The sequence below is a fragment of the Nostoc sp. XA010 genome, from assembly GCF_020829625.1.
Lineage (GTDB): Bacteria > Cyanobacteriota > Cyanobacteriia > Cyanobacteriales > Nostocaceae > Nostoc.
The window spans coordinates 140,140-153,966 of the sequence record NZ_JAIVFX010000003.1 but is presented as its reverse complement, the minus strand read 5'-3'; the positions used below and the strand labels follow the sequence as shown (position 1 = coordinate 153,966).

Annotated in this window: 11 protein-coding genes; 9 read left to right on the top strand and 2 right to left on the bottom strand. The window is 41.7% G+C overall.

What is annotated here, in order from left to right:
* The first annotated feature begins 510 nt into the window (after positions 1-510).
* The 3 genes from LC608_RS06125 to LC608_RS06115 all read left to right on the top strand — a co-directional run bounded on the left by LC608_RS06125 (position 511) and on the right by LC608_RS06115 (position 3,474).
* Positions 511-1,392, top strand: a complete 882-nt coding sequence (locus tag LC608_RS06125) for an Npun_R2479 family HD domain-containing metalloprotein (RefSeq protein ID WP_109009623.1) — start codon at positions 511-513, stop codon at positions 1,390-1,392.
* Positions 1,393-1,483: 91 nt separating this feature from the next.
* The gene (locus tag LC608_RS06120) at positions 1,484-2,599 is read left to right on the top strand and encodes an ABC transporter permease (protein ID WP_229552682.1); all 1,116 of its coding nucleotides are present in this window, start codon (positions 1,484-1,486) and stop codon (positions 2,597-2,599) included.
* A 164-nt stretch (positions 2,600-2,763) separates the two neighbouring features.
* The gene (locus tag LC608_RS06115; RefSeq protein WP_229552681.1) at positions 2,764-3,474 is read left to right on the top strand and encodes an energy transducer TonB; all 711 of its coding nucleotides are present in this window, start codon (positions 2,764-2,766) and stop codon (positions 3,472-3,474) included.
* Positions 3,475-3,538: 64 nt separating this feature from the next.
* Here the strand turns inward: LC608_RS06115 and LC608_RS06110 are convergent, their stop codons facing one another.
* Together LC608_RS06110 and LC608_RS06105 are read right to left on the bottom strand one after the other, a co-directional pair.
* Positions 3,539-4,564, bottom strand: a complete 1,026-nt coding sequence (locus LC608_RS06110; protein WP_118169532.1) for an ABC transporter permease — start codon at positions 4,562-4,564, stop codon at positions 3,539-3,541.
* Positions 4,565-4,707: 143 nt separating this feature from the next.
* Entirely contained in the window at positions 4,708-6,360 is a 1,653-nt protein-coding gene (locus tag LC608_RS06105) for an ABC transporter substrate-binding protein (RefSeq protein WP_229552680.1), read from the bottom strand.
* Positions 6,361-7,113: 753 nt separating this feature from the next.
* Here LC608_RS06105 and LC608_RS06100 point away from each other — a divergent pair.
* The 6 genes from LC608_RS06100 to LC608_RS06075 all read left to right on the top strand — a co-directional run bounded on the left by LC608_RS06100 (position 7,114) and on the right by LC608_RS06075 (position 13,459).
* Positions 7,114-7,440, top strand: coding sequence for a hypothetical protein (locus LC608_RS06100; RefSeq protein ID WP_229552679.1), 327 nt, complete (start codon positions 7,114-7,116; stop codon positions 7,438-7,440).
* Between the two features lie 446 nt (positions 7,441-7,886).
* Complete coding sequence (gene psbB / locus LC608_RS06095; RefSeq protein WP_229552678.1) at positions 7,887-9,416, top strand: photosystem II chlorophyll-binding protein CP47; 1,530 nt, start codon at positions 7,887-7,889, stop codon at positions 9,414-9,416.
* A gap of 82 nt (positions 9,417-9,498) precedes the next feature.
* A complete protein-coding gene (locus LC608_RS06090; protein WP_084227385.1) occupies positions 9,499-9,606 on the top strand; it encodes a photosystem II reaction center protein T in 108 nt (35 codons plus the stop codon).
* A 294-nt stretch (positions 9,607-9,900) separates the two neighbouring features.
* Positions 9,901-11,088 (top strand): 30S ribosomal protein S1, encoded by a 1,188-nt coding sequence (locus LC608_RS06085; protein WP_229552677.1) that lies wholly within the window; start codon positions 9,901-9,903, stop codon positions 11,086-11,088.
* Between the two features lie 159 nt (positions 11,089-11,247).
* Entirely contained in the window at positions 11,248-11,982 is a 735-nt protein-coding gene (locus LC608_RS06080; RefSeq protein WP_229552676.1) for an HAD family hydrolase, read from the top strand.
* Positions 11,983-12,814: 832 nt separating this feature from the next.
* On the top strand, positions 12,815-13,459 hold the full coding sequence (locus LC608_RS06075) for a DUF4360 domain-containing protein (RefSeq protein ID WP_229552675.1): 645 nt from the start codon (positions 12,815-12,817) through the stop codon (positions 13,457-13,459).
* The last annotated feature ends 368 nt before the right edge of the window (positions 13,460-13,827 follow it).

Genomic DNA, 13,827 nt, shown 5'->3' with positions numbered 1-13,827 from the left:
TTATGTAAATTATGATACAAAAATTATTTTATCTCATCTAGTTACTCAAGGTCACACAATATATGTATTTAGATCACCGTCAACCAATGGTTAGATATGAAAAACTAGTAAAGCGAATCTAGATTTATCTAATTTAAAATCCAGCCTTTTATGTATAAAGTTATATCAAATAAATATTTTTGTCCGGCATCGATAATTCCTCTGAAGCCTTTGTGTCATCAGGAAACCATTCTCTACTATGCAATTTAGGGATAGGACAAGCTAGCGTCCGCAGCTACACATGAGTTACAAAGGAGCAAAATATATTGTCTTAAATTCATGTGAGTTTGACGAACCTCTCCTACCCAGCCTCCCTCCGAAGGGGGAGCGATGAAATAGTCAGCTTTTTAAGCCTCTCTTTTAGAAGGAGAAATGAATAAAAGTGAGGTTAAATCCCAGCAAGGGCGAGCCTGATTATGGAATTTTGAAATCAAATCAATAAATAATTGGTATTTACCAGAGTAACCAGATATGTTTAATGCCACTGAAATTTTAATTGATGCCTTTGTAAATGAAATTCGAGAAGGCTACCGTCGCACCTACGGCTGCTTCAAAAATGATTATCAGGACATTATCGCCTGGGCTGGTAACATGGCTTTAGAAAACATTGCCAATAGCGATGCTCTTTATCACAATGTTGAACACACAGTCCTTGTAACCCTGGTGGGGCAAGAAATCTTACGTGGCAAACACATTAGGGAAGGTGGTGTTTCCAGTGAAGACTGGCTGCATTGTATCATTTCCTTGGTGTCTCATGATATTGGCTACGTTAAGGGAGTTTGCCGACAAGACCGAGAGACAGCAAACTTATATTCCACAGGTAAAAATGGCAAAATGATTTCTGTAGCTCCTGGTGCTTCTGATGCCAGTCTGACGCCATATCATGTTGATAGAGCCAAGCTTTTTATTGATGAACGTTTTGGAGGTCACAAGTTAATAGATGCTGAGGCAATTAAGAGCAATATTGAATTGACTCGATTTCCCGTGCCTGCGGCAGAAGATCATCAAGATACAAGGTGTTTTGCAGGATTAGTCCGTGCTGCTGATTTGATTGGTCAACTAAGCGACCCACGTTATCTGAAGAAAATTACTTCTTTATTTTACGAGTTTGAAGAAACTGGAGTAAATAAAGTTTTAGGCTATAAAACCCCTGCTGATTTACGTAATAACTATGCTAAGTTTTACTGGAATGGCGTCTATCCCTATATCCAAGAGGGACTGCATTATCTATCACTGACACAACAGGGAAAACAAATTCTGGCTAATCTCTACTCAAACGTGTTTGTTGTGGAACATGAAAAACAACAGGAAGAACAGCAACGGTATTTAGAAAAATTAGGAGTTGGGAATTAGAGAGACGCGATTAATCGCGTTTGTACAGGAGTTATGAATTAAGATAAAAGTTTAATAACTCATAAATCCTAATTTATAACTCCTAACTACTATGGATTGGTGGCGACGACTCAAGAAAAATCCTTTGGCACGATTTGGGGCAATTTTGCTGTTAGTTTTCTACATAGCAGTAATTGCAGCAGATTTCGTGGCTCCTTATGACCCCTATGCTTCACAGCCCAATGGTTCATTGCTGCCACCAACTAAGATACATTGGGTTTCTAAGTCAGGGCAGTTTATCGGGCCGTATATTTACCCGACGACTCAGGGAGACACGAATTTAGAAACAGGCGATCGCGAACTCATTGTAGACTTAACAAAGCCATCACCCCTGCGTCTATTTGTCTCTGGGCCAGAATACCGATTGTTGCAGATGAGTTTGCCCTTACCCCCAAAGTGGGATGAGGTCACAATCTTTCCTGGTATTCCCTTAAATTGGCATTTATTTGGCACAACAACTGGGGCAAACTTCAACATCTTGGGCACTGATGACCAAAGCCGCGACCAATTCAGTCGCCTACTGCATGGCGGTCGCATCAGTATGTTTATCGGAATTTTTGGCATTATCATTACCTACCCCCTCGGTTTGATCATCGGGGGAATTTCCGGCTATTTAGGCGGTGTGACTGATAGCGTCATTATGCGCTTGGCAGAAGTGCTAATGACTTTCCCTAGTATTTATCTTTTGGTAACTTTGGGAGCAGTCTTACCACCTGGTTTAAGCAGTACCCAGCGTTTTTTGCTGATTGTGGTGATTACTTCGGTTATTAGCTGGGCTGGTTTAGCACGGGTGATTCGAGGACAGGTACTATCAATTAAAGAGCGAGAATTTGTCCAAGCGGCACGCGCGATGGGCGCGAACCCACTTTATATTATCCTCCGCCACGTTTTGCCGCAAACGGCTAGTTATGTAATTATCTCTGCTACTCTTGCAATTCCCAGCTTTATTGGTGCAGAAGCAATACTGAGTCTCATCGGCTTGGGAATACAACAACCAGACCCTTCTTGGGGAAATATGCTTTCTCTGGCTAGCAATGCTTCAATTTTAGTACTGCAACCTTGGTTAATTTGGCCGCCTGCTGTGCTGATTATTCTTACAGTGTTAGCATTCAACTTACTCGGTGATGGGCTGAGAGATGCACTTGATCCTCGTAGTTTGAGAAGATAGGTTTGTCAAAAAATTTACAATATCATTTAACTATAGTAATCCGAATTTAATTGTGAGAAAATACGGTGATCAAAAGTACGTATTTATAGCTTTTCAGCTTTTTTCTCTCTTACAAATCATTTCTAATTGCTATAGTAATTTGCGCTAATAATTGGGTGACTTAGATGATGAGCTTTTCTAGCATTGCTGTCGTTTTTTTTGCTTACAGTACAATGAATTCGCTAGTGTTGCATATTCCCGTACTGTTCTCAGATATAGGCCATTTTATAAAAGCAAGTGAGAAGTCTAAGCAAGTTAAACAACTTAAGCCAGTTAAGATGCAAACTCAACAGTTTCCGACAGTAGAATCTCCTCAGAAAAAATTAACACAGTGTTTGAGTATGGTAAGAGATTCTAGAGCCAGCCAGAGCAGCACCCTTAGCGGTAATGTAGTGCCATCAAATAACCTTAGTGGCTCTGGCTCTAACACTGCTCTCGATTTAAAGACTGGAAATCAACCAGAAAACCGTTCAACAGTAGCAACAGTGCCAATACCCCCAAAAATTAACACTCTAGGTAATAGTCGTGCAGTTTGCCAAGAATGCCGTAGTAAGTATCCAGAGTCAGCAAGAGGAAAACGTATAGAAGGCAGAGTACAAATAGCTGTAGATACTGATGCTCAAGGCAATGTCACAAATGTGCGCCTTATCCGCTCTAGTGGAAACCGTAACTTGGATGAAGAAACTTTGAGACAAGCGCGTAACTGGAAATTAAAACCCGCATCTAATGGCAGACAAGGAGTGTCAGTAGCAACTGAATTTGCCATATCTGGTTCATGCCGTCACCTTCAATTACAAGAACGTAGGCGTAGGGGTAGTAGTCAAACAGAAAACTGAACTAACCGAAATTGTGATAATTAGGGGAAATAAAATTTGGCAAATCCACTCATCATAAGATTTTTTAATACCGAATTCGCGGATCTACATAAGCGTTTAAAATATCAATTAAAATGCTAGCACTAACAACGATCGCACCAAAAAATACTAGCACTCCCTGGACTGTGGGATAATCGCGATCAGCGATCGCTTGATACAATCGATTGGCTAACCCAGGCCAAGAAAATGTTACCTCTGTCAAAATCGCTCCACCTAACAGAGAAGCAAAGGTTAATCCCAAGACTGTAATTACTGGAATTAGCGCATTCTTTAAAGCATGGGAGGCTAAAATCTTGTTTTCACCAATACCTCTGGCTCTAGCGGCTTCTACATAATCTGCTTGCAAGGTTTGCTTTAAATTCACTCTTACAATTCGCTCAAAAATCCCACTGAGTAAAATTCCTAATGTGAGACTCGGTAGGGCAAGATGGTGCAAAGATGTGAAAAACTGAGTGAAATTTCCACCGAGTAAGCTATCAATTGTATACAATCCAGTGACAGTAGTCGGAGCCGGAAGATTAGGCGGAAAGCGGTTGGAATTGGGAAACCAACCCAGTTGGACTGAGAAAATCAACTGTAAAAGCATTCCCGCCCAAAACATGGGGAGTGCGTAAGTAATGATACCAAATAAGCGCCCACCAACATCAAAATATGTACCAGGACGAGAAGCTGAAAGAGTCCCAACCGCAATTCCAACGATGAGTGCAACCGCCATACTACATACTGCTAACTCCACCGTCGCTGGGAAATATTGTCCAATTATGTCCCAAACATTTTGTCCTCGACTCATTAAAGACGTTCCCAGATCAAAACGTAGTATGCTTCCCAAATAATTGAGGTACTGTAGCCACAGAGGAAGATTTAAGCCTAGTTGTTTTCGCAATTCTTCTTTAGCAGCTTCTGGCGCACGTCCACCAAGAATTGCATCGGCTGGATCTCCTGGTGTTGCTCTTAGTAAGAGAAATACAATGGTGATAATCGTTAATAGCTGAAGTGGCGCGAGAAGCAACCGAGAAACAATGTAATATTGTAAAGCTTTAGAACGAGACATAAGCAATTCAAAATTATAAATGCAGCTTTTGGAACTATCTTAGCTATTAACTAGATATATATTGAACGTGAAACATTTTACTTAAGAGTCAAAAGTCAATGGTCAACAGTTATTATTAATGACTAATGACTAATGACTAATGACTACTTTTTAATTGTCTGGTAAACCAGAATTTGGGTAGGGTTAAGTTGTACGCTGTTCACGCCATTTCGGGCAAATACATAGTCTTTACTTTGCCATAAAGGAACATAAGGTACATCAGTAGCTACTTGCGTTTGAATTTCTGCAAAAATTTTCTGACGCGATTCGGGATTTAGTTCTTTGCGTTGCTGATCAATCAGTTTATTCATGGCTTCGCTATAGTAAAACGAACCCTGAGTTTGACTGGCTCCATCTTCGCATCCTTTAGCAACTGAACCTTTATCACAAGTCAAAAACGGCTGGACGTAATTATCTGGATCTAAAAAGTCTGGATACCAATCAAGTAAAGCTCCTGGATATAAACCTTTGGAAATATCTTTAAAGAAGGCTGGCCCTTCCGCTTGGGTGACTTCAAATTGCAGTATTCCATCCATTTTGGCATCAACAAGAGATTTGAGCGTCTGTGCTGCCAAACTACGAGTAGGTGAACTAGAAGGATACCAAATTTGTACTTTTGCCGGATTCTCTTTAGAAAAACCAGCAGTAGTTAACAATTTTTTAGCTTGATCAAAGTTAGCATCACCATATTTATCTTTAAATAATGGCTGGGAAACATTAAATGTCGTCGGAATCATGCTGTAGAGCGGATCTGCTTGACCAAGTAACGCCCGTTCATTTAACAGGGGACGGTCAATTATTGACGCGATCGCTTGTCTTACTTCTAATTTATCTAAAGGCTGCTGATTCCGGTTTAATACCAGATAACTTACTACACTACCCTCAGCCGCGATCGCTTGCCAATCCCCTTTTTTACCACCTTCTTCCAAGCTACGATTTTGATCTGGTTGTAACGATAGATAAGCTACATCGATTGCGCCTGTACGGAAAGCATTAAACAAATTAACCGGACTAGTTTGAATTTGCAGGTTAACACCCTTGTTAACTGGTTTTTCTCCCCAATACTTATCAAACACATCAAATCGGATTGAATCAGTACCATACTGTCCTAATTTGTAAGGACCAGTCCCCACAAAAATATTCGGCTTAAATTTACCAGCACCAAGTTCGTAAGCTTTCGGTGAAACTGCACACACCCCAGGAAACGCCAGCAATGAAGGAAACGCTGCAAAGGGCTTTTTCAGCTTAAAGGTTAACTCATACTCGCCTGTAGTTTTTACCGAATCTACTACATCACCTAGTAAGAATGATGGTTTTCCTTTATTTTGAATAAAGCGGTTGATGGTAAACGCCATTGCTTGGGCATTGAAGGGAGTCCCATCGTGAAAAATTACTCCCTGACGTAAGGGAATGGTATAAGTTAAGGCATCTTGGCTAACTTTAGGTAACGCTGTAGCTAGCTGCGGCTTAATGTCCGTGCTTCCTGGTTCGTAGGTGTAGAGGCGATCGCTCATATTAAACACCAAACCTAAGGATGCTAACTCATAAGCATCAGCCGGATCAAGGGTTCTCGGCTTTGCTGTTGTACCTATAGTAATACGACCATCACCTGTAGGACTATTTACAGAACCTGATGGTGGCGTAGTTACCTGTGGACGAGGAGCGCAACTAACAACTAAAAATAAACATAGACAGAACAAAGATAGGAATTGTGTAATCCGACCCCACCGTTTCACGGACAAGGAAAACCAGGTCATAGCAATAAAATATTTGATCTCAGCGGTCAGCAATCTTACTATATTTGTGGCTATTGTGCTTGATTTTTACAATTAGTTACAGCAATATAGCAATCCGATTTCATTTCTGAATCACTCGTAGAGGTAAGGGACTGGGGACTGGGGACTGGGGACTAGGAAGAAGGAATAAAGGTGTACTGAGTTTTGTTCAAAAATCAAATATGAGTCCTATACCTGTTGCTAAGTATGCGAATATATAGCAGTCCTAAATCATTTGTGAAAGCTTCTCTTTATTTTTTTGGCGCTCTTCTCTACGAGAGGCTGCGCGTTCGCGTAGCGTTCCGAAGGAAAGGCGGTTCGTTAATTTTCACAACTTAGCTACAATTGCTATAGTTAAGTTTATTACTGTGCGATGTCTACAACGGGCTACGCCTACGCACTATTTGTTACAAAAAATTATTAACAAAAAAATAAACTTTAGCATTCGTTAAATAATGAAAGATTTTTATTTAATTAAAATTTTAAACATTTCCTAAATTTGTCGTAAATTCATAATTACTAGTGAATATATTTGTTAAGCTTTGACCGTAAGTCAAGTAGTGTACATTAAAACTTTGCCTGTTGCTACTTGGGTACAGATAACTGTGGAGTTGTTTTTCGTAGAAAACGGCTACATGGTTTTACTTAGCAAATAAGAGTGTTTATACATCAGCGAAGAAAGTGATCGCGATATTGTAAACAGCAGATTGAAAGTCTAATAGTGAGACTAAGAGCGTGAAATATTTCTTTCTATCTGAGGGATGGGCAGTTGCGAGAGTCTGGGCATCTGATGGACTCTGGCAAATAACCGCATGGCGACGCCAACCAGATATTCAGCGAATGAATATTTGTTTAGTCGAACAAAACGAATTGCTATGGCTTTATCGAGTTGAAGAAGCCGTTTTAACCGTGGAAGTGAAGCCAACAACACCAGAAATTGCGAGTCAGACCATAGGCCAAGTAGTACTCAAGCGTCTGATGAGCGCTGAACAGGTAATTGAACGCCTGGGTACGGCTGAGACGAAATGTCAACTACAAAACATCCAATTGGTGGTTCAGTAGATAGTGGGAAGTAGGGAGTAGGGAATAAGCCAAGTAACATAACAACATAATTATTCTTGTCCCCTCCTCTTGTTCCCCCACTCCCCTCATAAAGAAAAGATAAGAAAATTTAATCCCCGACAGCGATTGGTAGCGAAAAAACTTGGACATGCTACGCGATCGCATCAATTTACACGCTTGCAAACAATTCCATCAATAGTTACACTTTTTAAAACATTCTCATTTTTTGCTTGGCGGTGGCTACCCTACAAGGTAAACCTCCCGAAGCGAGTAAGCATTGCCAAAGCACCCACACTGTCTAACTTATAAGACTAAGCTGTGGTAAGGTTCTGGCTATGGCAATAACAAAAAACAAGAGAGAGTTTTCTGAGTGGCGAATTTCGTTTCTCAGAATCTCAGTAAGAAAATTGCTTTGTAAACTAACTCATCGAGGAGGAGCGTAGTCGATGGGACTACCCTGGTACCGAGTACATACAGTCGTTCTGAATGATCCAGGACGGCTGATTTCTGTACACTTAATGCACACAGCCTTAGTAGCAGGCTGGGCTGGTTCGATGGCACTCTACGAACTGGCTGTTTTTGACCCTAGCGATCCGGTTCTCAATCCCATGTGGCGTCAAGGGATGTTCGTTCTACCCTTCATGTCACGTTTGGGCGTTACCCAATCTTGGGGTGGTTGGAACGTTACTGGTGGCCCAGCAACCGATCCTGGCTTCTGGTCATTTGAAGGCGTTGCTGCGGCTCACATCGGTCTTTCCGGTCTTTTGTTCTTAGCTGCCGTTTGGCACTGGGTTTACTGGGATTTGGAACTCTTTAGAGATCCCCGCACTGGTGAACCTGCCCTAGATTTGCCAAAAATGTTTGGCATTCACCTGTTCTTATCTGGTCTACTTTGTTTTGGATTTGGTGCTTTTCACCTCACCGGACTATTTGGCCCAGGCATGTGGGTTACTGACCCCTACGGTATAACTGGAGCCGCGCAAGCAGTCGCACCAGAATGGGGCCCAGACGGTTTTAACCCATATAACCCTGGTGGTATTGTGGCTCACCACATTGCTGCTGGCGTTGTTGGTATTATTGCAGGCTTATTCCACCTCACAGTTAGACCTCCCGAACGGCTCTACAAAGCCCTACGGATGGGTAACATTGAAACAGTACTTTCTAGCAGTATTGCAGCAGTTTTCTTTGCTGCTTTCGTTGTTGCTGGTACTATGTGGTACGGTAACGCCGCCACTCCCATCGAATTGTTTGGCCCAACCCGCTATCAATGGGATCAGGGCTACTTCGGTCAAGAAATTCAGCAGCGCGTCCAAACAAGTGTTGCCCAAGGTGCAACCCTTGAACAAGCTTGGTCGCAGATTCCCGAAAAGCTGGCTTTCTATGATTACGTCGGTAATAGCCCCGCTAAAGGCGGTCTATTCCGTACAGGGCCGATGGTTAAGGGTGATGGCATTGCTCAATCTTGGCAAGGTCACGCCGTATTCAAAGATTCTGAAGGACGCGAATTGAAAGTGCGTCGTCTCCCCAACTTCTTTGAAACCTTCCCAGTGATTTTGACCGATGCAGATGGAATTGTCCGCGCTGACATTCCCTTCCGCCGGGCAGAATCTAAGTATAGCTTCGAGCAAACTGGTGTCACTGTCAGCTTCTATGGTGGCGATCTCAATGGTAAAACCTTTACAGAACCAGCTGATGTGAAGAAGTATGCCCGTAAAGCTCAAGGCGGTGAAATTTTTGAATTTGACCGGGAAACCTTGAACTCTGATGGTGTATTCCGCACCAGTCCTAGAGGTTGGTTTACCTTTGGACATGCAGTATTTGCTCTCTTGTTCTTCTTTGGTCATCTCTGGCATGGCTCTCGGACAATCTACCGAGACGTATTTGCTGGTGTTGATGCCGATCTAGAAGAGCAAGTTGAGTGGGGTCTATTCCAGAAAGTGGGTGACAAGTCAACCCGCCGGAAGGAAGCTCTCTAATTTCAGTGCTGAGTTATGAGTTAAGGCTCTGACTCAGCACTAAAAAGTTTAATTACTGGCTCTATAGGCAGGAAATCGTAATATGGAAAGCGTTGCGTACATCTTGATTTTTACTCTGTGTATAGGTACTCTCTTTTTTGCGATCGCATTTCGTGAACCACCTCGTTTTGAGAAACCAAAAGATAAGTAGATCCTATATACCAGACCTTTAAGCGGATTTAATCTTAGTATCCGTTGCTACGATCCCTAGTAGCAACGGATATTATTGTATCTGTCCTTTTTTGGTTCTAACTACTAAGTAAATGACCAATCATTTTTAGATTGTGATATAATTTCCAATCTTGGGAGTAGATATGTGTTAATACTAGCTTTTCTGCGCTAGGATGAAAATGGATGTTAATGTAAGCTGCCATAAAACTGTTTGCATAGCACATTGCCCTTGTCGCACAACCTTTACGGAGACTAGAACCAGGAACAAATCAGCATGGTCAATCAGAATTTAACCGCTACAGAAATTGGATTCACTCACGAAGATTTCGCTGCTCTACTTGACAAATACGATTATCATTTTAGCCCTGGTGATGTTGTACCAGGAACAGTTTTCAGTATAGAGCCGCGCGGCGCTCTGATTGACATTGGTGCTAAAACCGCAGCATATATTCCTATACAAGAAATGTCTATTAACCGGGTGGATAGCCCGGAAGAAGTCTTACAGTCAAATGAAACGCGCGAATTTTTCATCCTTACCGATGAAAACGAAGATGGTCAATTAACCCTTTCCATTCGCCGTATTGAGTATATGCGGGCTTGGGAGCGCGTGCGGCAGCTGCAAGCAGAAGATGCTACTGTCCGTTCTGGCGTATTTGCAACCAATCGCGGTGGAGCATTGGTACGGATTGAGGGATTACGTGGCTTTATCCCCGGCTCCCATATCAGTACCCGCAAACCTAAAGAAGAATTGGTTGGCGAAGATTTGCCATTGAAATTCCTAGAGGTGGACGAAGAACGTAACCGCTTAGTTCTATCTCACCGTCGGGCGTTGGTTGAACGTAAGATGAACCGCCTAGAAGTCGGTGAAGTAGTAATTGGTACAGTTCGTGGCATCAAGCCCTACGGTGCTTTCATCGACATTGGCGGCGTCAGTGGTCTACTGCACATTTCTGAGATTTCCCACGAACATATTGATACACCTCATAGCGTGTTCAATGTCAATGATGAAGTAAAAGTTATGATCATTGACTTGGATGCAGAAAGGGGTCGCATTTCCCTATCTACCAAGCAGCTAGAACCCGAACCCGGCGACATGATTAAAAACCGGGATTTGGTCTACGATAAAGCAGAAGAAATGGCTGCTAAGTATCGTGAGCAACTGTTAGCCAAGCAACAAGGTGCTACTGCTGCGGCTGCTACACCTGCGGAAGTTGTAGCAGAAGAAGATATTCCACCAGCAGTGGAACTTGATGAAGATATTCCACCAGCAGCGGAACTTGACGAAGATATTCCACCAGCAGCGGAACTTGACGGAGATATTCCACCAGCAGCGGAACTTGACGAAGATATTCCACCGGCAGCAGAACTTGAAGAAGAAATTCCAGCAGCCACGGAAACTGAAGAAGAAATTCCAGCAGCCGCGGAAACTGAAGAGGGAATTCCAGCAGCTATTGAAGAATAATACATTTATAGTTTTACTTCTTTTTAAGTAAGAGTATTAAATAATTATATAAAGAGGGTTTTTCCCTCTTTTTTTATGTGGAAAATTGGTAACGGTTAGGAGTTAAGTATAATAACTCATAACTCTTCACTTTTAACTAAATAAATGGAATGAAATATTGTGGCAACTATTAAATGTAGAAACATCACTTTTGATAATATCCAGGCAATTTTGTTTGACAAAAACGGTACTCTAGAAGATTCAGAAACGTATTTGCGATCGCTTGCACAAAGAGCAGCCAGGTTGATAGACGCTCAAGTTCCCGGTATTGGGGAACCGCTACTAATGGCATTTGGCATCAATGGGAATATTCTCGATCCGGCGGGTTTGATATCGGTAGCGAGTCGCCGTGAAACAGAAGTTGCGGCTGCGGCATATATTGCCGAAACAGGTAGAGGATGGTTTGAATCCTTAAAAATAGCCCGTCAAGTTTTGGATGAAGCGGAAAAATACATTGAAAAAACTCCTTCACCCCTGTTTGTGGGTAGCTTAGACTTGTTGAAATACCTACGGAAAGGGGGTTTGAAACTTGGTATCCTCTCCGCAGCAACAAGTGATGAAGTACATAACTTTGTAGAGAATCACCAATTAAATGATTATATCGAGTTGGAAATGGGAGTAGATGAGGGGCCAAGTAAACCAGATCCAGTGCTATTTTTGCAAGCTTGCCAAGCTTTGGGAGTCCAACCAGGCACTACATTGATGGTGGGTGATTCCATCGGTGATATGCAAATGGCGCGTGATGCTAAAGCCGCAGGTTGTATTGGTATCACTTGGGTGGGTAAGTCGGATAACGTCCGAGGTGCAGATGTGGTGATTAATCAACTTGATGAAATCCAGATTTTAAAAGATTAGTTTACCTTGAACGACGCCAAATAGCTGTTGAAAGGATCTTAGGTAATAGCAATGTCTGAGGACAAGCACTGATGCTCGTAAGCCTTGCGTTAGTTACGTAAGGGCGTCTAGTTCCCTACCGAGTTCGGCTGACGCCATGTGAGAGCAGTTGCTACAACGGGGGCAACCCCTGGAACCCACTACCTCATCTACTTGGGGCCTCCCTAAGTACAGCAAGTAGCTGCTCAGATAAGCCCTACCAAGAGCGCTGTCTCACTGCTACATACCTAAGTACTTTTACGTAATAATTTGTTAAAATTTACTTTATCTATTCCTTTAGATAGATATAAAATGTTTCTCAGAGGACTTATTATTTTATTGAGGCTTGTTAAAGAGCAATTGTCAATGGAAAAATTCAGAAGTCAGAATTCAGGAGTCAAAATCAATTAGTGGGGGATTAAGACCCGCCTATTTGTAGTTGACCATTAAATCTTCTCCTTTGGAGACGCTACGCGAGCAATTTAGTCGCCGCCTTAAACCATTTATTCATCCGCTCGTAGGGTAGCTACCCCAGTTGTACAGAATTAAATTCTAGATTGGCAATTTTAACTCCTGAATTCTTGTCTGATAAGTGAAATACGGTGATAAGTAATTAATTTCCAAACTAGAAATTGATTGTTTTATCATGCTTCTGTATGCTTTAACAGAGCGTATTGCACATATTTAATAACTGCTAAAAGTCCCCAAACCTCAAACAGGCTGCTGGGTAAAATTCCTTTGCGTAGAAGTATCTTAGGAATTTTAAGTCGCAGCTCATGTCCAGAAATTACACGTCTTTGCGGAGTCGAAAAATATGAAAATTCTAACTGGTCTGATTTCCAGCTTGACACTACTGAGTTTAAATGTTGTCGGTTTATCTCAGGTGCAGGCTCAAACACCACCAGGACTTACTTTTCCAGATACAACACCAGTTCCAGTAACTCTTTTCGGAAATGGTTGCCCGGCGAAAACAGCAGTGGGATTTTTGGAGGGAGATACTCTTTCAGTAACATTTTCTAAGTTTGAAGCTAAAGCTTTACCTTCTAAGGTTGTATCCGCATCCTGCAATCTACGGATTGGTCTTAATGTACCTTCTGGATTGAATGTTCAGCCGATTAACGTCCAGTATCTTGGCTTTGCAGATGTGCCTACAGGAGGCAGTGCTAACCTGAACGTTAGAATACTATTTCAAGGTAAAATAGTTCCAACTAACAACAATCCAAACGCAACGTTTAACGCTGGCTTCTCAGATGTCTGGGACAAAAATGTAGGTATTACATTAGGTACAATAAATGCATGTAAGAAGCCAGTGAGTTCAATTTTTGGTATCAATACAAATCTGACGGCAAGAGCTACAAATGTAACTGCAAATAAAGAAACCCAAATCCGAATTGATACAATCGACACAACAATCGGTCCTGTATTATTCAAAATCAAGTTTGCTTTTAATCCTTGCTAGATTTTTAAATGCAGAATCTGCATTTAATTTTTCACAAAAGCTGATGCCTCTAAGAGGATGTTTTAAAAGTTCCAGAAGGTATTATAGTTTTACCATTCTGTCTTAGATCAAGTGCGACGAAAAAAATACGATTTCAGCCATATACTGAGATGCTTCACCGTGCTTTATCATGAGAGCAAAATACCGTTTTAAAACATCCTCTAAAGTTGCTTTACCAAACTTATCCAAAGATTTCTTCCAATTGCTCTGAAGAAATCTTTGGTTATCTGTTGTTAAAAATAGTATTGGCAACCAAATGGCAATTCTTAAATAAATGAAATACGCTGATAATATAATTTCAGAGCCAGAAATCGATTATTGTATCCTAT

What these genes read in the sequence shown, in the direction of transcription:
- LC608_RS06085 (WP_229552677.1), top strand. Translation starts at nt 9,901, where the DNA reads ATGGTCAATCAGAATTTAACCGCTACAGAAATTGGATTCACTCACGAA.
- psbB (WP_229552678.1), top strand. Translation starts at nt 7,887, where the DNA reads ATGGGACTACCCTGGTACCGAGTACATACAGTCGTTCTGAATGATCCA.
- LC608_RS06125 (WP_109009623.1), top strand. Translation starts at nt 511, where the DNA reads ATGTTTAATGCCACTGAAATTTTAATTGATGCCTTTGTAAATGAAATT.
- LC608_RS06105 (WP_229552680.1), bottom strand. Translation starts at nt 6,360, where the DNA reads ATGACCTGGTTTTCCTTGTCCGTGAAACGGTGGGGTCGGATTACACAA.
- LC608_RS06115 (WP_229552681.1), top strand. Translation starts at nt 2,764, where the DNA reads ATGATGAGCTTTTCTAGCATTGCTGTCGTTTTTTTTGCTTACAGTACA.
- LC608_RS06110 (WP_118169532.1), bottom strand. Translation starts at nt 4,564, where the DNA reads ATGTCTCGTTCTAAAGCTTTACAATATTACATTGTTTCTCGGTTGCTT.
- LC608_RS06075 (WP_229552675.1), top strand. Translation starts at nt 12,815, where the DNA reads ATGAAAATTCTAACTGGTCTGATTTCCAGCTTGACACTACTGAGTTTA.
- LC608_RS06120 (WP_229552682.1), top strand. Translation starts at nt 1,484, where the DNA reads ATGGATTGGTGGCGACGACTCAAGAAAAATCCTTTGGCACGATTTGGG.
- LC608_RS06090 (WP_084227385.1), top strand. Translation starts at nt 9,499, where the DNA reads ATGGAAAGCGTTGCGTACATCTTGATTTTTACTCTGTGTATAGGTACT.